Genomic DNA, 17,573 nt, shown 5'->3' with positions numbered 1-17,573 from the left:
GCCTGAGCGGTGCGAGGGGATGCGTTTGTAGACAGTGCACAGACCCTAGCGGGCGCGCCACCGGGCCATGGTGTGGCAATACCCACACCTGTCAGAGGTTCTGTTGTGTGGTTTCTCCATGGTCAGACGGACCCGGGTACGCCAGGATCGGCGCCATGGATCTGCTCAACACGCTGGTGGACAAGGGGCTTCGGCGCGAGCTGCCGACCCGCGACGAGGCGCTTGCCGTGCTCGCGACCTCCGACGACGAACTGCTCGACGTGGTGGCGGCGGCCGGAAAGGTGCGGCGCCACTGGTTCGGTCGGCGGGTGAAACTGAACTATCTGGTCAATCTGAAGTCGGGCCTGTGCCCCGAGGACTGCTCGTACTGCTCGCAGCGGCTCGGCGCGGACACCGGCATCCTGAAGTACACCTGGCTGAAGCCGGACGAGGCGTCGCAGGCCGCGGCGGCCGGGCTCGCGGGCGGCGCCAAGCGGGTCTGCCTGGTGGCGAGCGGCCGGGGGCCGACGGACCGGGACGTCGACCGGGTCTCGGACACCATCAAGGCCATCAAGGAGCGACACGAGGGCGTCGAGGTGTGCGCCTGCCTCGGCCTGCTCTCCGACGGCCAGGCCGAGCGGCTGCGCGGCGCGGGCGCCGACGCGTACAACCACAACCTGAACACGTCGGAGTCGACGTACGGCGACATCACCAAGACGCACACCTACGCCGACCGCGTCGACACCGTGCAGAAGGCCCACGCGGCCGGCCTTTCGGCCTGCTCGGGGCTGATCTCGGGCATGGGCGAGACGGACCAGGACCTGGTCGACGTCGTCTTCGCGCTGCGCGAGCTCGACGCGGACTCCGTGCCGGTGAACTTCCTCATCCCCTTCGAGGGCACCCCGCTCGCCAAGGAGTGGAACCTCACGCCGCAGCGCTGCCTGCGCATCCTCGCGATGGTGCGGTTCGTCTGCCCGGACATCGAGGTCCGCATCGCGGGCGGCCGCGAGCTGCATCTGCGCACGCTCCAGCCGCTGGCCCTGCACCTAGCCAACTCCATCTTCCTCGGCGACTACCTGACCAGCGAGGGCCAGGCGGGCAAGGCCGACCTGGAGATGATCGCGGACGCCGGGTTCGAGGTGGAGACCGCGGACCAGGTGACGCTGCCGGAGCACCGCCGGGGCGGAGGTTGTGGTTCCGGTTCTGCGTCCGGGGCCGGGGAGGGCGCGGGATGCGGCTCCGTCTGTGCCCCCGCCGAGGCCCCTGAGGCCGCCGCGCAGGCCGAGCCGGGCGGCGCGCGGACCGACCTGGTGGCGGTGCGCCGCCGGGGCGCGGGGACGGACGTGGCGCCCAATGCCTGACCTGCGCGAGATCCTGGACCTCGACCGCGCCCACGTCTGGCACCCCTACGGGCCGATGCCCGGCCGGCAGGAGCCGCTGGTCGTCGAGGCGGCCAGCGGGGTCCGGCTGCGGATCGCGGGCGTCGGCGACGTGGTCGACGGGATGTCGTCGTGGTGGTCGGCGATCCACGGCTACAACCACCCGGTCCTCAACGAGGCGGCGCGCGACCAGCTCGGCCGCATGAGCCACGTCATGTTCGGCGGCCTCACCCACGAGCCCGCCGTGCGCCTGGCCAAGCGGCTCGTCGACCTCACGCCCGACGGCCTCGAACACGTCTTCCTCTCCGACTCCGGCTCGGTGTCGGTCGAGGTCGCCGTGAAGATGTGCCTCCAGTACTGGCGCTCCGTCGGCAGGCCCGAGAAGCAGCGGATGCTCACCTGGCGCGGCGGCTACCACGGCGACACCTGGCAGCCGATGGCCGTGTGCGACCCGCAGGGCGGCATGCACTCCCTGTGGCAGGGAGTCCTGCCCCAGCAGGTCTTCGCCGACATGCCGCCCGCGGGCTTCGACGCGTACGACGACGCGTACGCGGCCCACCTCCACGACATCGTCGGGCGGCACGCCCACGAACTGGCCGGCGTGATCGTCGAGCCGGTCGTCCAGGGCGCGGGCGGCATGCGCTTCCACTCCCCGCGCTATCTGCGGGCGCTGCGCGAGGCCTGCGACGCGCACGACGTGCTGCTCGTGTTCGACGAGATCGCGACGGGCTTCGGCCGCACAGGTGCCCTCTTCGCCGCCGACCACGCGGCCGTCACCCCGGACGTGATGTGCCTGGGCAAGTCGCTGACCGGCGGCTATCTGACGATGGCGGCGACGCTGTGCACGCCGCGCGTCGCCGACGGCATCGCCCGCGGCGAGGTCCCCGTGCTCGCGCACGGCCCGACCTTCATGGGCAACCCCCTGGCCGCCGCGGTGGCGAGCGCCTCCATCGACCTGCTGCTCGGCCAGGACTGGCAGACCGAGGTCAAGCGGATCGAGACGGGCCTGCGGGCCGCGCTCGCCCCGGCCGCGGAGCTGGGTCACGTCCGTGACGTACGGGTCCTCGGCGCGCTCGGCGTCGTGCAGCTCGACCACCAGGTCGACATGGAGGCGGCGACGCGGGCCGCGGTGGCGGCGGGGGTGTGGCTGCGGCCGTTCCGCGACCTCATCTACACGATGCCGCCCTTCATCACCGGGGACGACGACGTGGCGCGCATCGGGCGCGCCGTGTGCGCGGCGGCGCGCGCGAGCGGGGAGGCGCAGGCGTGAGCGTGATCGTGGTGTCCGGCACGGGCACGGAGATCGGCAAGACGGTGACGACGGCGGCCGTGGCCGCGCTCGCGCTCGCCGCCGGGCGCAGCGTGGCCGTCCTCAAGCCCGCGCAGACCGGCGTCGGTCCCGGGGAGCCCGGTGACGTCGCCGAGGTGCAGCGGCTCGCGGGCGCCCGGGTGACGGGCGCCGAACTGGCCCGCTTCCCCGAGCCGCTGGCTCCGGCGACGGCCGCGCGGCGCGCGGGGCTCGCGCCCGTCACGCCCGGCGACGTCGTCGAGGCCGCGCGCAAGCTGGCGGCCTCGCACGACCTCGTCCTCGTCGAGGGCGCCGGGGGCCTGCTCGTGCACCTCGACGGGAGCGGCGCCTGCATCGCGGACGCGGCGCGCGAGCTCGCGGCGCCGGTGCTCGTCGTCACGGCGCCGGGGCTCGGCACCCTCAACGTGACCCAGCTGACGGGCGAGGCCCTGCGGGCGCGGGGCATCGAGAGCCTCGGCCTGGTCATCGGCAGCTGGCCCGCCGCGCCCGGCCTCGCGGCGCGCTGCAACGTCGAGGAGCTGGCCCAGGTGGCGGGTGCGCCGCTGCTGGGGGCGGTGCCCGAGGGGGCCGGGAGGCTGAGCGGGCCGGAGTTCCAGGCCGCGGCCCCGAGGTGGCTGGGGCCCGAGCTGGGGGGTGTTTGGGACGGGGTTTCCCTTCCCTAGCCCGCCGCTTCGCTCGGGCGCGGGCGCGGGGCGGGCAGGGCTCGTCCGGCGCCCGCGGCCGGGGCCTCGGCCCGGTTGCGGCGGGTCCTGAGGGGGGAAGAACCAGCCATCTCCCCTCCGTGAGGAGGCCACCGTGCCGACCGCCAAGCCCTCCCGCCGTGCCCCCGTCCACCATCCGCTCTTCGCCCGTTGCTACGCCCGCTTCAGCGTCGCGGCCGAACCGGCGATCGCCCCGTACCGTGCGGAGCTGCTCACCGGGGTCGGTGGCCGCGTCATCGAAGTGGGCGCGGGCAACGGGCTGAACTTCCCGCACTATCCCGCCGCCGTCTCCGAGGTCGTGGCGATCGAACCGGAGCGCCTGCTGCGCCAGTTGGCCGTCTCGGCGGCGCTGCGCGCGGACGTGCCGGTCGACGTGGTGCCGGGCGCGGCGGAGGCCCTGCCGGTCAAGAGCGAGGCCTTCGACGTGGCCGTCGCCTCGTTGGTGCTGTGCAGCGTGCGGGACGTGCCGCGCGCGCTGGCGGAGCTGCGGCGGGTCCTCCGGCCGGGCGGCGAGCTGCGGTTCTTCGAGCACGGGCGGGCGCGGGGCGCGGCCTTCGCCACGGCCCAGCGCGCCCTGGACCGCACGGTGTGGCCGCTGCTGTTCGGCGGTTGCCACACCGCGCGGGACCCGGTGGGCGCGCTGCGCGCTGCCGGGTTCGAACTCGGCCCCTACCGCCGGATCCTGGTGCCCGCGAAGCGCCCGCGCCTGCCCACGTCGCCGTGTGTCCTCGGCACCGCCTGGCGGCCGTCGGAGGACGGGGTCTGAGCGGTCTCAGAGGGGCTGGACGAGGTTCACCGCGTTGCCGTCCGGGTCCTTGATGTGGGCGACCCGCTGGCCCCACGGCATGTCGTTCGGCGGCCCGAGGACCTGGCCGCCGAGGTCCTCCACGGGGCCGAGGAGCGCGTCCACGTCGTCGACGGTGACGCTGAGCAGCGAGCGCTGGGGCGCGTCCAGCGGGGCCTTCTCGTCGGCGACGATGCCGAGTTCGGACTCCCGTACGCGCAGGCCCACGAAGAACACCGGGCCTTCCTCGGGGACGCGGGTGGTCTGTTCGGCGCCCAGGAGCTGGGCGTAGAAGGACTGGAGCCGGATCACGTCCGGGGTGATGAGCATCGGCTGGATGGTGGCAGGCATGCCTGGCCTCCTGGGAGTCGTGAACGAGCGGGCGCGGGTGCGGAATCGGGCCTGTGGGGGTGACCGCAGCGGCGCGTGAAACTCATCGGTGCCCGGCGGGGCACACGCCCGCGCCGCCGCCGCTCGCCGCGTCCGGCAGGGGCGCGGGGACGGGCCTGCTCCGGGGCGCTCGGCCGGGGGTGCGGGTCACCGGCTCGCGTCAGGCCACCCTGGCCCGGGGGCCGGGGTCATCGGCCCACTGCAAGGCCGCTCGGCCAGGGCCGCGGGTCACCGGCCCGCCTCAGGCCACCCTGGCCGGAGGCCGCGGGTCACCGGCCCGCCTCAGGCCGCCCGATCAGGGGTGCGGTCACCCGGCCCACGTCGGACCGCCCGGCCAGACGTGCGGGTCACCGGCCCGCCTCAGGCCGCCCGGCCAGAGGCGCAGGTCACCGGCCCGCCTCAGGCCACCCTGGCCGGAGGCCGCGGGTCACCGGCCCGCCTCAGGCCACCCGACCAGGGGCGCGGGTCACCCGGCCCACGTCAGACCGCCCGGCCAGAGGCGCAGGTCACCGGTCCGCCTCAGGACCCCGGCGGTGCCGGGTGCGCGGGGCGACTCGGGGGCGCGCGGTCGCTGAGACCCCGGCGGCCGCGCCCGTCACCGGCTCCACTGGCGCAGTTCCCGCGCTATCTCCCCGACGCCCGCCGCGTCCTCCTTCACCAGGCGGGCGAGGTCGCGCACCTGCTCGGGCGAGGTCACGACCTTGACCCCGCTCGCGACGAGATAGGCGTACGCGACGGACACCGCGAAGAGCGCGTTCGAACGCTCCAGGGCGGGGACGTGGAGCAGCACCTGGAGGAGGGCGGCGGCGCGGTCGTGCGGTCCCTCGTAGACGGGGACGTCGAAGATCTCGGCCCGGTGCCGGGCCACCGCGGCCACCAAGGCGCCCCAGTCGGCGACTTGGGGGTCTCCGGGGGTCTTCTGTTCGGCGATCATCAGGAGCCAGGCGAGGTCGATGCGGAGGTTCAAGAGTCAGCGACGACCTTCGCGGTCCGCGCCGAACTCCTCGGCGAACACGCCTTCGTACTGCTTCATGAAGTCGGCGGCGGCCTCCACGAACGTATGGCCGAGCTCGCCGACGTCCTGTTTGACCAGCTCCTCGATGTACCGGTTCACGCTCATGCCGCGGGCCAGGGCGCGCTCGCGCGCGGCCCGGGCGGTGTGCTCGTCCACCCGCACGTTCAGCTGCGTCTTCGCCATGCCCTCAAGCTAGCGCCGCCGCGCTAGCACCGACAAGGGCGCCAGGACGGTGCCCCTTACATACGTCCGGGTGCCCGACCTGCGAGGGATACCGGCCACGTGACCGCGCGCCTACCCTCTGAACCCTCTCCACTCCTGCGCCGCGCCCGCCCGGCCCGGCCGACGGCCTCAACCAGGGAGGCGGCCTTGTCCACACCCGCTACGACGCCGCACGCGGAACGCGCCGAGCCCCCGGGCACCGCCGCCCGCGCCCGCGGCCTGACCAAGGCCTACGGCTCGGGCGAGACCGCGGTGCTCGCCCTGGACGCGGTGGACGTCGACATCGCGCGAGGCCGGTTCACGGCCGTGATGGGTCCCTCCGGCTCCGGCAAGTCCACGCTGATGCACACCCTCGCCGGGCTCGACTCGGTCTCGGCGGGCCGGGTGTGGCTGGGCGGGACCGAGATCACCGGGCTCAAGGAGCGCGAGCTGACGCGGCTGCGGCGCGACCGGGTGGGCTTCATGTTCCAGTCGTTCAACCTGATCCCGACGCTCAACGCCCGCGAGAACATCACGCTGCCCATGGACATCGCGGGCAAGCGCCCCGACGCCGAGTGGCTGGAACACGTCATCGACACACTCGGCCTGCGCGACCGGCTCCGGCACCGGCCCGCGCAGCTGTCCGGCGGGCAGCAGCAGCGCGTCGCCTGCGCGCGGGCCCTCGCCTCCCGGCCCGAGCTGATCTTCGCCGACGAGCCGACCGGCAACCTCGACTCACGGGCCGGGCTCGAAGTCCTCGGCTTCCTGCGCGACGCCGTGGACGCGCTGGGCCAGACGGTGGTGATGGTCACGCACGACCCGGGCGCGGCCGCCCACTCCGACCTGGTGCTCTTCCTCGCCGACGGCCGGATCGTGGACGAGATGGACCGGCCGACGGCGGAGGCCGTCCTGGAGCGCCTGAAGCGGTTCGACGTGCTGCACGCGGTGCCGCGCGACACCGAAGACCCGGCGCAGAGCACCCCCGACGAAGGCTGAGGCGGACCGCCGTGCTGAAGTCCACGCTCCGCAGCTTCCTCGCCCACAAGGGCAGACTGTTCCTCTCCGCGCTCGCCGTGGTCCTCTCGGTGGCGTTCGTCGCGGGCAGCCTGATCTTCTCGGACACCGTCAACCGCACCTTCGACCGGCTCTTCGCGTCCACCTCGGCCGACCTCGCGGTCTCCCCGAAGGACGACGACGGGCGCGTGTCGACGGGACACACCCCGACGCTGCCCGCCGCCGTGGCGAAGGAGGTCGCGCGGGTCGACGGCGTCGCGGCCACGCACGTCGACGCGTCCGTGGACAACGTCACCGTCGTCGACCGCGACAACGACGCGGTGGGCCCGACGACCGGCGCCCCGACCGTCGCCGTCAACTGGTACGAGACCGAGCGCAGCCCCGTGCGGCTCACCTCGGGCCACGTTCCGCGCGGCCCCGGGCAGGCCCTGCTCGACGCGGACACGGCCGACAAGAAGGACGTGGAGATCGGCGACACGCTGACGGTGATCGCCGCGCCCGGCTCCTTCCGGGTCGAGGTCGTCGGCATCGTCACGTTCCGCACCACCAACCCCGGTACCGCCCTGGTGTTCCTGGACACCCCGACCGCGCAGACCAAGCTGCTCGGCGACGGGGACGCGGCGACGAGCGTCGCCGTGGACGCGGCGCCCGGAGTGAGCGACGCCGAGCTGAAGCGGCGCGTCGCCGCCCGGCTCGGATCGACGTACGAGCTGAAGACCGCGGCCGAGCAGGCCGAGTCCGCCGCGGCCGAGCTCGGCGGCTTCCTGGACGTCGTCAAGTACGTGATGCTCGGCTTCGCCGGGGTCGCCGTCCTCGTCGGCGTGTTCCTGATCGTCAACACCTTCTCCATGCTGATCGCGCAGCGCACCCGTGAGCTGGGGCTGCTGCGCGCCCTCGGCGCCGACCGCAGACAGGTGCGCCGCTCGGTGCTCATCGAGGCCGTGCTGCTCGGTCTGGCGGGCTCCACCCTGGGGCTCGGCGCCGGGATCGGGCTCGCGGCCGGACTCATCGAGCTGATGGGTCTGCTCGGCATGAACCTGAAGTCGACGGAGATGGTGATCGGCTGGCCGACGCCCGTCGCCGCGTACGTCGTGGGCGTCGGGGTCACGTTCGTCGCCGCGTATCTGCCCGCGCGCCGGGCCGCGGGGGTCTCGCCGATGGCCGCGCTCGCGGACGCCGAGATCGCCGGAGTGGGGCGGCCGCTGCGGCTGCGGGCGCTCGTCGGGGCCGTGATCGGGGTGGCGGGGGCGGCGGCGCTCGTGGGGTGCGCGGCCGCGGGCGACACCTCGACGTCGGCCTCGCTGCTCGGGCTCGGCGTCGCCCTCACCCTCGTTGCCATGGTCGTGGCGGGGCCGCTGCTCGTCCGCCCGGTGATCCGGGTGCTCGGCGGCGCCTTCCCCGCGGTCTTCGGGTCCGTGGGCCGCATGAGCCAGCGCAACGCGCTGCGCAACCCGCGCCGCACGGGCGCGACGGCCGCCGCCCTGATGGTGGGCCTCGCGCTGGTGGGCGGCCTGTCCGTGGCGAGCGCGTCGATGACGAAGTCGTTCGACGAGCAGATCGACAAGACGCTGGGCGCGGACTTCGTCGTCAACGGCGCCGCCAACCCCTTCACCCCGTTCCCTGCCGAGGTCACCGAGAAGGTGCGGGCGACACGGGGCGCGGGCCTCACCGTCCGCAACCGCTTCGCGAACCTGAAGCTGCGCACGCCCGACGGCAGGACCGTGAAGTCGACCGTCGCGGGCTACGGCGACCGGGTCGACGAGGTCCTCAACCTCTCGTACGCGCGCGGCAGTACGGCCCGCGCGCTGGCGCCCGGACACGTCGCGATGGACAAGGACTTCGCCAAGGACCACGGCGTGCGCGTCGGTTCGGTGCTGCCCGTGGAGATCGCGGACCGGCGCGCGGCCGACCTCACGGTCGGCGCGCTCACCGACATGGACCTCGCGGAAGGGCCCGGCCTGGAGGGCGGGATCTTCATGGGGATCGGCACGCTGGAGAAGTACGTCCCCGACGGACAGGACGCCACGCTCTACGTCAACGCCGCCGAGGGCACGGACGCGGGCACGCTGCGGGACCGGCTCGAGACCGTGCTCGACCCGTACCCGCAGCTGAAGGTGCTCGACCAGGCCGACTACAAGAAGCTGATCCGCGAACAGATCGCCGTGCTGCTCTACCTGGTGTACGCGCTGCTCGGCCTCGCGATCGTCATCGCCGTGCTCGGCGTGGTCAACACCCTGGCCCTGTCGGTCGTGGAGCGCACCCGGGAAATCGGACTGCTGCGCGCGATCGGTCTCGCACGGCGGCAGCTGCGGCGCATGATCCGCCTGGAATCGGTGGTGATCGCGGTGTTCGGCGCGGTGCTCGGGCTCGCGCTCGGCCTGGTGTGGGGCGTGTCGATGCAGCAGGTCCTGGCGTTGCAGGGCCTCAAGGCGTTCGCGGTGCCGTGGTCGACGATCGTCGCCGTGGTGGTCGGTTCGGTGGTCGTGGGGATCGTGGCGGCCCTGCTCCCGGCGCTGCGGGCCTCGCGCATGAACGTGCTGGAGGCGATCGCGCACGAGTGAGGGGGGTGGGGTGCCGGGGCGACAGGATACCCGGGGTGCCGCCTCGGGCGTTGCCTCGGGTGCCGGAGGCCGGGTGCCGGGGGCCGGGGGCTTCTGACGCCCGGCCGTCGCGTGTCCGGGCCCGGCCGCCGCAGGCCCGGGGCCCGACCGCCGCCCGCCCGGCGCCCGGCCGTCGACGCGAAGCGGTCTGGCGGTGACCGGGCACCTGATGATGGACTCGGACGCACCTGTGCCGGTCCCGCGTACCGCTGGAGAGTTCATGCCCGTACGCCCCTTCCGTTTCGGCGTCACCATGCTCACGCCCGCCCCGCGCGCCGAGTGGCGCGAGAAGTGCCGCACGGCGGAGCGCCTCGGCTACGACGTCGTCCTGGTCGCGGACCACCTGGGCATGGCCTCGCCCTTCCCCGCGGTCGTGGCCGCGGCGGAGGCCACCGAGCGGGCCCGCGTCGGCACGTTCGTCGTGAACGCGGGCTTCTTCAACCCGAGGCTGCTCGCACGCGACGTGGCCACCACCGACCTGCTCACCGACGGCAGGCTCGAACTCGGCCTCGGCACCGGGTACGTGCGGGCCGAGCACGACGCCGCGGGCCTGCCGTTCGGCTCGCCGGGCGAGCGCGTGACGCATCTGCGGCGCACCGTGGAGGAGCTGGAACGGGCTTTCGCCGACGAGGAGTTCCGGCCGCGGCCCCGCCAGCGGCCGCGCCCGCCGCTGCTCATCGGCGGCAGCGGCGACCGCATGATGCGGCTCACCGCCGAGCACGCCGACATCGCCGCGTTCACGGGCGCCCGCGCGGTGCCGGGCGACCCGAGCGGCAAGCTGGTCCCGCTTCCACCCGAGGAACTGGACGAACGGGTCGCCGCCTACCGGCGGTTCGCGGCCGGGCGGGCCGAGCCCGCCGAGCTGAACCTGATCGTCCAGACGATCCGGATCACCGACGACCGGCGCGCGGCCGTACAGGAGATCGTCGACCGCGTCCCGCACCTGACGACCGACGACGCCCTCGACCTGCCGGTCATGCTCATCGGCACCGTCCGGCAGATCGCCGACCAGCTGCGCGCCCAGCGCGAGCGCTACGGCTTCTCCTACATCTCGGTCCTGGAGTCGTACTACGAGGCGTTCGGCCCTGTGATCGAGGAGCTGCGCGGCGAGTGACGTACCGCGCATCCGGCATGACGTGGCGCGCGGGCGACGTGACGCAGCCGCGCGGGTGACAGGACGCAGCCGCGCGGGCGGTGCGCCGGGCCGCTGTCCGGATTCTGAAATTCCGGGCGGCGGGGGCGCGGTCGGTGATGGGATGCGGCCATGGATGATCTACGGATTCGGCCCGCACTGCCCGGCGACCTGGACGCGGTCCTCGCCTTCTGGAAGGTGGCCGCGGAGGGCACGAGCATCAGCGACGACCGCGCGGGCGTGGAGCGCCTCGTGGCCCGCGACCCCGACGCGCTGCTCCTGGCCGAGCGCGGCGGCGAGCTGGTGGGCACGGCGATCGCGGGCTTCGACGGCTGGCGGTGCCATCTGTACCGGCTCGCCGTGCACCCCGACCAGCGGAGGCGCGGGATCGGCTCGGCGCTGCTCACGGCGGCGGAGCAGCGGTTCGCGGCGCTCGGCGGGCGCCGCGCGGACGCCATGGTGCTCAACCGCAACGAGCGGGCCCACCACGCCTGGCACGCGGCCGGGTACGCGCCGGAGCCGCAGTGGAGCCGCTGGGTGAAGCACCTCGACGAGTGAGCCCCCATAGCCACGCATCCATCACTTTTCGTGGCCATTCACTACGGAACGTAATGCCCCTGGTAGTGCTTTGCTGGTCCTTTAACATGGATGGGCCCCTGTAACCCCGACGAAAGGTGTGAGCGTCCGCCCATGGGCGAGCCTCCTAGTACCCGACATCGCGCATTCACCACGCCCCTGGCCGATCATGGGACGGAGGTGACCCGATGACCGAAGTGCTCCTGCTCCTCGTGGCGGTGCTGCTGTCGCTCGCGTGCGGCGTCTTCGTCGCGGCGGAGTTCTCGCTCACGACCGTCGAGCGCAGCGAACTGGAGAGCGCGGCGGAGCGCGGCGAACGCGGCGCCGAGAGCGCCCTCAAGGCGGTCAAGAACCTCACGTTCCAGCTCTCCGGCGCGCAGCTCGGCATCACCGTGACCGGCCTGGTCGTCGGCATGCTCGCCAAGCCCGCGATCGGCGATCTGATCGAGGGCCCGCTCGGCTCCGTCGGCGTGCCCGAGGGAGCCGCGTCGACCGTCGCCCTGCTGCTCGGCACGGCGCTGTCCACGGTCTTCCTGATGGTCGTCGGCGAGCTGGTGCCCAAGAACTGGGCGATCTCCTCGCCGCTGCCCATCGCCAAGCGCGTCGCGACCCCGCAGCGGATCTTCAGCGCGGCCTTCCGGCCCTTCATCACGCATCTGAACAACACCGCGAACCGCGCCGTGCGCCGCATGGGCATGGAGCCCGCCGAGGAGCTCGCCTCCGCGCGCGGCCCCAAGGAGCTCGCGGCCCTCGCCCGGCACTCCGCCAAGGAGGGCGCTCTTGAGGCGGAGGCAGCCGAGCGGTTCATGCGCACGCTGAACCTCGCCGACCTGACCGCGGAGAACGTGATGACTCCGCGCGTCCAGGTCGTGGCCCTGGAAGCCCAGGCCACCTGCCAGGACGTCGCCAACGCGACCCGCGGGACCGGTCTGTCGCGCTTCCCCGTCTACCAGGGCTCCCTCGACACGGTGGTCGGCGTCGTCCACATCAAGGACGTCATCGCGCTGCCCGCCGAGCGCAGGCCGCGGCTGCCCGTCCGCGAGCTCATGCGCGAGCCGCTGCTCGTCCCGGAGTCCCTGACCGTCGACCGGCTGCTCGACCGGCTCTCGGGCAAGCGCACCATGGCCGTCGTCATCGACGAGTACGGCGGCACCGCGGGCGTCGCCACGCTCGAGGACATCGTCGAGGAAGTCGTCGGCGAGGTGCACGACGAGCACGACCCGCACGAGACGCCCGACCTGGCCGCCGTCGGCACCGACGAGGACGGCCGCGAGCTGTACTCGGCGGACGGCGCGGCCCGCACCGACGAGCTGGCCCGCGTGGGCCTGCGCGTACCGGACGGCCCGTACGAGACGCTCGCCGGGGTCGTCGCGACCGAGCTCGGCCGCATCCCCGCCGTCGGCGACCGCGTCGACGTCGGCGGCTGGCACCTGGAGGTCGTGGACGCGGGCGGCCGGCGCGCCGCGCGCGTGCTGCTGCACGCCCCGGCGCCGAGCGACGACGCGGACGGCGAGGACGACGGACACGGCCGCGAGGGCCGTGACGACGGACGCGCCGACGGCGAGGACCGGCGCGGAAACGGACGCTCCGGCCGCCACGGGGGCGGCGGGCGGCGCGGAGACCCGTCCGACAGGCGCGCGGACTCCCGTGGGCGGGGCAAGAAGGGGAAGGGCGAGCGATGACCGTCATCCAGTTGCTGATCGGCCTGGCGACGCTCGTCGTCAACGCCTTCTTCGTGGGTGCCGAGTTCGCTCTGATCTCGGTGCGCCGCAGCCAGATCGAACCGCACGCCGAGGACGGCGACCGGCGCGCCAAGAGCGTGCTGTGGGGGCTCCAGCACGTGTCCGTGCTGATGGCCGCGGCGCAGCTCGGCATCACGCTGTGCACCCTGGTGCTCGGCGTGGTCGCCGAACCCGCGATCGCGCACCTGCTGGAGCCGCTGTTCGACGCGGTGGGCGTGCCGCACGGCCTGGTCCACCCCATCTCGTTCGTCATCGCGCTCGCCGTGGCGACGTATCTGCACATGCTGCTCGGCGAGATGATCCCCAAGAACGTCGCGCTGGCCGAGCCGGTGCGCAGCGCGCTGCTGCTCGGCCCGCCCCTGGTGGCGCTGGCCCGCGCGCTGCGCCCGGTGGTCTTCACGGTCAACGCGTTCGCCAACGGGATCCTGAAGCTGCTGCGGGTCGAGGCCAAGGACGAGGTCGCGGCGACCTTCTCGGACGCCGAACTGGCCCGCATGGTGCAGGACTCCAGCGACGCGGGGCTGATCGACGACCGCGCCCAGGAACGGCTGCACGACGCGCTCGAACTCGGCCGCCGCCCGGTCCGCGACGTGGTGCTCCCCCTGGAACGCGTGGTCTACGCGCGCGTGGGCGTCACCCCGGAGAAGCTGGAGCGCCTGTCGGCGGACAGCGGCTTCTCGCGCTTCCCCGTCGTCGACGAGGGGCGCCGGATCGTCGGCTATCTGCACGTCAAGGACGCGCTGGAGGTCACCCCGCGCGACCTGCCCTTCCGGGTGGCGGACATGCGGCCGATCGCGCGCGTCCGCGAGACCACGCCGCTGGACGGCGTGCTCTCGGCCATGCGGGGCAGCCGTACGCACGTGGCCGCCGTGCTCGGCGCGGACGGCCGCCTTGCGGGCATGGTCACGATGGAGGACGTGCTGCGGGAGCTGTTCGGGCAGCCCGTCTAGCTCCGCCGATCCGTCTGCGCGAGCTCACCGGAGGGCGCGCTTCCGTCAGCTGACGGGGGCGCGCCCTCCGCCGTCCGGGGTCTCCGTGAAGCCGGGTCCGGGCGGGCCGACCTTCGCCGAGCCGAGCGCGGTGAGGACGGCGAGCAGCGCCGCCATGCCCGCGGTGCCGAGGGCCGCCGCCCAGGCCACGTCCAGGAGGTTCGTCGCCCCGGCGACGAGGATCGCGGCGAGTGCCTGCGCGAAGGTGCGGACGGCACGCTCCGCGGTGGCTTTCCAGAAGGCAGCGCTCCACATGGCGGCCCCCTCTCCAGGAGCGAGGCCTCACGGTTGAGCCCTCAACTGCCCTTATGGTCGCGCCCCTCGGCACCGCTTGTCGACGCGTCGGCCGCCCCGGGCATGAGGGCCTCCTGGAGCCGGGTGAGGAAGGCGTGGGCGGCGGGTCCCTGCGGGCCGTCCGCACGGCGGGCGAGCGCGATCCGGCCGCGCGGCACCGGCTCGGCGAACGGCAGCGCCCGCAGACCGAGCTCCGCGACCTCCGCCTCCGACGCGGGGAAGACCGCCACGCCGAGGCCCCGCGCCGCCAGCTGGGCGACCAGGTCGGGCGCGGCCGCCTCGAAGGCCACCCGGGGCGCGAACCCAGCCCGCGCACAGGCCCGTTCCAGGACCGCCCGCAGCCCGGTGCCGCGCGGCAGGCTGATGAGGGGGCGCTCGGCGAGCGCGGCCAGGGGAAGGCCGAGGGCGGTGGCGGTCTCCGCGGGGCCCGCGTGTTCCTGCGCGTACGCGATCAGCGGGTCGCCCTCGGCCACGACGGCCGCCAGCGGCTCGTCCACCACGATGTCCCAGAGGACGCCCTGCGGCGGGGTGTCGGTCGTCGGGCCGACCAGGGCGACGTCGAGTTCGCCCGCCCGGAGCGCGGCCAGCATGCGCTCGGACGTGTCCTCGGTCAGGGCTATCTCCACGTGCGGATGGTCGTCGTGGAAGTCGGCGAGCAGCTCCGCCACGCCGAACACGCCGGTCGCGGAGCCCGAGACCACCCCGAGCGTGACGCGGCCGCGCAGCAGCCCGGTGAACTCGTCGGCCGTCTGCCGCATCCCTTCCACCGCGGCGAGCGCGGCACGGGCGTACGGCAGTACCGCCGCGCCCGCCTCCGTCACGGTGACCGTACGGCCCGAACGGTCGAGGAGGCGCTGCCCCAACTCCCTCTCCAGCTGGCGGACCTGGGCGCTCACCCCGGGCTGCGCCACGTGCAACCGGGCCGCGGCGCGGGTGAAGTTGGCCTCTTCCACGACGGTCAGGAAGTACCGCAGCTGGCGAAGTTCCATAACCGGGAATGCTAGTCACCAGACGTACTTGCTCTTGGACTTGTCGCACCGTCCCTCAGATCTTGGAACCATGGGGAAGCTCGCCAGGGCGGGCGGCAGCCTGCACCGCATGACGGACCGGTGCGCCCGCGCGGACGCGGCGGCGTACGGGACGGACGAGCTCGCCGGTTTCCTGCGCGAGCACGCGCACCACCCGTGGACCCCGCCGGTGGGCGGCTTCGCCGGCGCGCTCGGCCACGACGTCGTGCACGGCATGGACATCACGGTGGCCCTCGGCCTGGACCGGCGCGTGCCGGAGGACCGGGTGCGGATCCTCCTGGACCACGTCACCGTCAAGGGTGCCAAGTTCTTCGGCGCCGACCTCGCCGGGGTCCAGCTCTGCGCCGACGACCTCGACCGGACGTACGGCTCCGGGGCGCCGCTGCGGGGAGCGGGCCAGGACCTGCTGCTCGCCGCGTTCGGCCGCGCGGTGCCGCGGGGGCGGCTGCACGGGGAGCCGAGCGGGCGCTTCACGGCGGCCTGAGCGGGGGCCGCCCTCGGGCAGGGCCGGGGCCGCCCGACAGCCCGAGCGGACGGTCGACGCGCGGGCCGCACCCGGCCCGGGTGCCGTCGGCGGCTCGGGCCGGGTGCCGTGAGCGGCTCGGGCCCGGCCCGCGTCCGCGGGATACCATCGACCCCGCCATGCAGATCAACGCCACCTACTCCAGCCTCGTCGCGGTCGGCGACTCCTTCACCGAGGGCATGTCCGACCTGCTGCCCGACGGCGGCTACCGCGGCTGGGCGGACGTGCTGGCCGAGCGCGTCGCCGCCCGCACCCCCGGATTCCGGTACGCCAACCTCGCCGTGCGGGGCAAGCTCATCGGGCAGATCGTCGACGAGCAGGTCGGCGTCGCCGCCGAGCTCGGCGCCGATGTGATCACGCTCGTGGGCGGCCTCAACGACACCCTGCGCCCCAAGTGCGACATGGGGCGCGTACGCGGTCTGCTCGAAGAGGCCGTGGAGACCCTCGCCCCGTCCTGCAAGCAGCTCGTCCTGATGCGCAGCCCGGGCCGCCACGGCCCGGTCCTCGAACGGTTCCGGCCCCGCATGGAGGAGCTCTTCTCCCACGTCGACGACCTCGCGGCCCGCCACGGCGCCGTCGTCGTCGATCTGTACGGGTCGACGGCGCTCGGCGACCAGCGCATGTGGGACGTGGACCGGCTGCATCTGACGGCGGAGGGGCACCGCAGGGTCGCCGAGGCCGTCTGGCAGACGCTCGGGTACCCGCCGCAGGAGGACTGGCAGGCACCGCTGCCCGTCGCCGTGCCCCCGTCCTGGTCCGCGCGGCGCGTCGCCGACGCCCGCTTCGCCCGGCAGCATCTGGCCCCGTGGATCGGCCGCCGGCTGACGGGCCGCTCCTCCGGCGACGGCCGGACGGGCGCCCACGTGGACCCCACGACGGGCCGCGCCTTCTGGGTCACCCCGGCCGACACCGCGACGCCCGGCCCGGTCCAGGGCTGGCACCGCGTGGAGCCGGACCCCTCCTGAGCCCGCGGCCCGGCCCAGCCGGGTGTGGCCGGGTACACGCCGTACGCCCGGGCACGGAATGCCGCCGCGATCTTGGGAGTTGGCCGGAGCAGAAGCAGTTCACTCCTGCTCCCCACCCCGACAAGAGGATCGCGCCATGACCACCCCGCCTCCCGTCCCCCGCCCCACGGCCCCCGCCGCCGTGCCCGGACCGGGGACCCTGCACGGCCGTACCGTCGTCCTCATCGGCGGCGGCTCCGGCATCGGGCTGCGCGTCGCCCACCAGGCGGTGGCCGCCGGTGCCCGGGTGGTGCTCGGCGGGCGGTCCGCGGACCGGCTCGCCGCCGCGGCCCGGGACCTGGGGGACGCGGCGACCTGGCACACCGTGGACGTCACCGACCGCGCCTCCCTCGCCGCGTTCTTCGCCCCCGTGGAACGCGTCGACCACCTCCTCACCACCGCGGGCACCTACCGGGTCGGCCCCATGCTGGAACTGAGCGACGAGGACGCCGAGAGCCCCTTCGTCGCCAAGTTCTGGGGCCAGTACCACGCGGTGCGGCTCGCCGCGCCCAAGCTCACGGCCGACGGGTCCGTGGTCCTGATGTCCGGTGCCGCGGGCGCCCGCCCACCGGGCCCCGCGCCCGCCTATGCCGCCTGCAACGCCGCCCTCGAAGGCCTCGCCCGCGGCCTCGCCGTCGAGCTCGCCCCCGTCCGCGTCAACGTCGTCTCCCCCGGCACCATCGACGGCAACCTGTGGCAGGGCCGCCCCGCCGAGGCCCGCGAGCAGGCCTTCGCCCAGTACCGCAGGGACACCCTCCTGCACCGCCTCGGCAGCGAGGACGAGATCGCCCACGCGGTGCTCTATCTGTTCGGGAACGGCTATACGACGGGGTCCACGTTGTATCCGGACGGGGGCTACACGCTGAGGTGACCGGCATACGGGGGGCGGGGCGGCGGGGCCCTTCCCGTCACC

18 protein-coding genes are annotated in these 17,573 nt (G+C 74.2%); 13 read left to right on the top strand and 5 right to left on the bottom strand.

Annotated features, from left to right (window positions below):
• Positions 1-155: 155 nt before the first annotated feature.
• The 4 genes from bioB to AC5WAM_RS35545 all read left to right on the top strand — a co-directional run bounded on the left by bioB (position 156) and on the right by AC5WAM_RS35545 (position 4,134).
• On the top strand, positions 156-1,340 hold the full coding sequence (bioB, locus tag AC5WAM_RS35560; RefSeq protein WP_366793637.1) for a biotin synthase BioB: 1,185 nt from the start codon (positions 156-158) through the stop codon (positions 1,338-1,340).
• Positions 1,333-2,628, top strand: coding sequence for an adenosylmethionine--8-amino-7-oxononanoate transaminase (locus AC5WAM_RS35555; RefSeq protein ID WP_495520017.1), 1,296 nt, complete (start codon positions 1,333-1,335; stop codon positions 2,626-2,628). Before bioB ends, AC5WAM_RS35555 begins: the two co-directional genes overlap by 8 nt.
• On the top strand, positions 2,625-3,329 hold the full coding sequence (gene bioD, locus AC5WAM_RS35550; protein WP_495520016.1) for a dethiobiotin synthase: 705 nt from the start codon (positions 2,625-2,627) through the stop codon (positions 3,327-3,329). Before AC5WAM_RS35555 ends, bioD begins: the two co-directional genes overlap by 4 nt.
• Before the next feature lie 133 nt (positions 3,330-3,462).
• Positions 3,463-4,134, top strand: coding sequence for a class I SAM-dependent methyltransferase (locus AC5WAM_RS35545; RefSeq protein ID WP_366793640.1), 672 nt, complete (start codon positions 3,463-3,465; stop codon positions 4,132-4,134).
• A 6-nt stretch (positions 4,135-4,140) separates the two neighbouring features.
• On the opposite strand, the gene AC5WAM_RS35540 is transcribed toward AC5WAM_RS35545, so the two are convergent.
• The 3 genes from AC5WAM_RS35540 to AC5WAM_RS35530 form a co-directional block, all read right to left on the bottom strand.
• Entirely contained in the window at positions 4,141-4,503 is a 363-nt protein-coding gene (locus AC5WAM_RS35540) for a VOC family protein (RefSeq protein ID WP_253916617.1), read from the bottom strand.
• 634 nt (positions 4,504-5,137) lie between these two features.
• Positions 5,138-5,476 carry a fic family toxin-antitoxin system, toxin component gene (locus AC5WAM_RS35535; RefSeq protein WP_495523714.1) on the bottom strand — a complete coding sequence of 113 codons (339 nt, stop codon included), beginning with the start codon at positions 5,474-5,476 and terminating at the stop codon, positions 5,138-5,140.
• A gap of 36 nt (positions 5,477-5,512) precedes the next feature.
• Positions 5,513-5,740, bottom strand: coding sequence for an antitoxin (locus AC5WAM_RS35530; protein WP_150509624.1), 228 nt, complete (start codon positions 5,738-5,740; stop codon positions 5,513-5,515).
• A gap of 186 nt (positions 5,741-5,926) precedes the next feature.
• Between AC5WAM_RS35530 and AC5WAM_RS35525 the strand changes: the two genes are divergently transcribed.
• From AC5WAM_RS35525 to AC5WAM_RS35500, 6 genes are all read left to right on the top strand, one after another.
• The gene (locus tag AC5WAM_RS35525; protein WP_495520015.1) at positions 5,927-6,754 is read left to right on the top strand and encodes an ABC transporter ATP-binding protein; all 828 of its coding nucleotides are present in this window, start codon (positions 5,927-5,929) and stop codon (positions 6,752-6,754) included.
• Between the two features lie 11 nt (positions 6,755-6,765).
• A complete protein-coding gene (locus AC5WAM_RS35520; protein ID WP_495520014.1) occupies positions 6,766-9,333 on the top strand; it encodes an ABC transporter permease in 2,568 nt (855 codons plus the stop codon).
• Positions 9,334-9,592: 259 nt separating this feature from the next.
• Positions 9,593-10,486 (top strand): TIGR03621 family F420-dependent LLM class oxidoreductase, encoded by an 894-nt coding sequence (locus tag AC5WAM_RS35515; protein ID WP_495520013.1) that lies wholly within the window; start codon positions 9,593-9,595, stop codon positions 10,484-10,486.
• 150 nt (positions 10,487-10,636) lie between these two features.
• Complete coding sequence (locus tag AC5WAM_RS35510) at positions 10,637-11,062, top strand: GNAT family N-acetyltransferase (protein ID WP_172383604.1); 426 nt, start codon at positions 10,637-10,639, stop codon at positions 11,060-11,062.
• 206 nt (positions 11,063-11,268) lie between these two features.
• On the top strand, positions 11,269-12,762 hold the full coding sequence (locus tag AC5WAM_RS35505; protein ID WP_495520012.1) for a hemolysin family protein: 1,494 nt from the start codon (positions 11,269-11,271) through the stop codon (positions 12,760-12,762).
• Positions 12,759-13,772, top strand: coding sequence for a hemolysin family protein (locus AC5WAM_RS35500; protein WP_366793645.1), 1,014 nt, complete (start codon positions 12,759-12,761; stop codon positions 13,770-13,772). Before AC5WAM_RS35505 ends, AC5WAM_RS35500 begins: the two co-directional genes overlap by 4 nt.
• A 45-nt stretch (positions 13,773-13,817) precedes the next feature.
• Here the strand turns inward: AC5WAM_RS35500 and AC5WAM_RS35495 are convergent, their stop codons facing one another.
• Together AC5WAM_RS35495 and AC5WAM_RS35490 are read right to left on the bottom strand one after the other, a co-directional pair.
• Positions 13,818-14,066 carry a holin gene (locus AC5WAM_RS35495; protein ID WP_366793646.1) on the bottom strand — a complete coding sequence of 83 codons (249 nt, stop codon included), beginning with the start codon at positions 14,064-14,066 and terminating at the stop codon, positions 13,818-13,820.
• Positions 14,067-14,107: 41 nt separating this feature from the next.
• The gene (locus AC5WAM_RS35490; RefSeq protein WP_495520011.1) at positions 14,108-15,094 is read right to left on the bottom strand and encodes a LysR family transcriptional regulator; all 987 of its coding nucleotides are present in this window, start codon (positions 15,092-15,094) and stop codon (positions 14,108-14,110) included.
• Positions 15,095-15,164: 70 nt separating this feature from the next.
• Between AC5WAM_RS35490 and AC5WAM_RS35485 the strand changes: the two genes are divergently transcribed.
• The 3 genes from AC5WAM_RS35485 to AC5WAM_RS35475 all read left to right on the top strand — a co-directional run bounded on the left by AC5WAM_RS35485 (position 15,165) and on the right by AC5WAM_RS35475 (position 17,531).
• Positions 15,165-15,617, top strand: a complete 453-nt coding sequence (locus AC5WAM_RS35485; RefSeq protein WP_495520010.1) for a maleylpyruvate isomerase mycothiol-dependent enzyme family protein — start codon at positions 15,165-15,167, stop codon at positions 15,615-15,617.
• Positions 15,618-15,775: 158 nt separating this feature from the next.
• On the top strand, positions 15,776-16,621 hold the full coding sequence (locus tag AC5WAM_RS35480; RefSeq protein WP_495520009.1) for an SGNH/GDSL hydrolase family protein: 846 nt from the start codon (positions 15,776-15,778) through the stop codon (positions 16,619-16,621).
• Positions 16,622-16,757: 136 nt separating this feature from the next.
• Complete coding sequence (locus tag AC5WAM_RS35475; RefSeq protein WP_495520008.1) at positions 16,758-17,531, top strand: SDR family oxidoreductase; 774 nt, start codon at positions 16,758-16,760, stop codon at positions 17,529-17,531.
• Positions 17,532-17,573 lie beyond the last annotated feature (42 nt).

The sequence above is a fragment of the Streptomyces sp. JLYT201 genome, assembly GCF_059448825.1.
This window is presented reverse-complemented; position numbering and strand designations above follow the sequence as displayed.

Bases quoted from the DNA above. Each gene is read 5' to 3' on its own strand.
- AC5WAM_RS35510 (WP_172383604.1), top strand. From the start codon at position 10,637: ATGGATGATCTACGGATTCGGCCCGCACTGCCCGGCGACCTGGACGCG.
- AC5WAM_RS35535 (WP_495523714.1), bottom strand. From the start codon at position 5,476: ATGATCGCCGAACAGAAGACCCCCGGAGACCCCCAAGTCGCCGACTGG.
- AC5WAM_RS35540 (WP_253916617.1), bottom strand. From the start codon at position 4,503: ATGCCTGCCACCATCCAGCCGATGCTCATCACCCCGGACGTGATCCGG.
- AC5WAM_RS35555 (WP_495520017.1), top strand. From the start codon at position 1,333: ATGCCTGACCTGCGCGAGATCCTGGACCTCGACCGCGCCCACGTCTGG.
- AC5WAM_RS35495 (WP_366793646.1), bottom strand. From the start codon at position 14,066: ATGTGGAGCGCTGCCTTCTGGAAAGCCACCGCGGAGCGTGCCGTCCGC.
- AC5WAM_RS35530 (WP_150509624.1), bottom strand. From the start codon at position 5,740: ATGGCGAAGACGCAGCTGAACGTGCGGGTGGACGAGCACACCGCCCGG.
- AC5WAM_RS35490 (WP_495520011.1), bottom strand. From the start codon at position 15,094: ATGGAACTTCGCCAGCTGCGGTACTTCCTGACCGTCGTGGAAGAGGCC.
- AC5WAM_RS35505 (WP_495520012.1), top strand. From the start codon at position 11,269: ATGACCGAAGTGCTCCTGCTCCTCGTGGCGGTGCTGCTGTCGCTCGCG.
- AC5WAM_RS35500 (WP_366793645.1), top strand. From the start codon at position 12,759: ATGACCGTCATCCAGTTGCTGATCGGCCTGGCGACGCTCGTCGTCAAC.
- AC5WAM_RS35475 (WP_495520008.1), top strand. From the start codon at position 16,758: ATGACCACCCCGCCTCCCGTCCCCCGCCCCACGGCCCCCGCCGCCGTG.
- bioB (WP_366793637.1), top strand. From the start codon at position 156: ATGGATCTGCTCAACACGCTGGTGGACAAGGGGCTTCGGCGCGAGCTG.
- AC5WAM_RS35480 (WP_495520009.1), top strand. From the start codon at position 15,776: ATGCAGATCAACGCCACCTACTCCAGCCTCGTCGCGGTCGGCGACTCC.
- AC5WAM_RS35485 (WP_495520010.1), top strand. From the start codon at position 15,165: ATGGGGAAGCTCGCCAGGGCGGGCGGCAGCCTGCACCGCATGACGGAC.
- AC5WAM_RS35515 (WP_495520013.1), top strand. From the start codon at position 9,593: ATGCCCGTACGCCCCTTCCGTTTCGGCGTCACCATGCTCACGCCCGCC.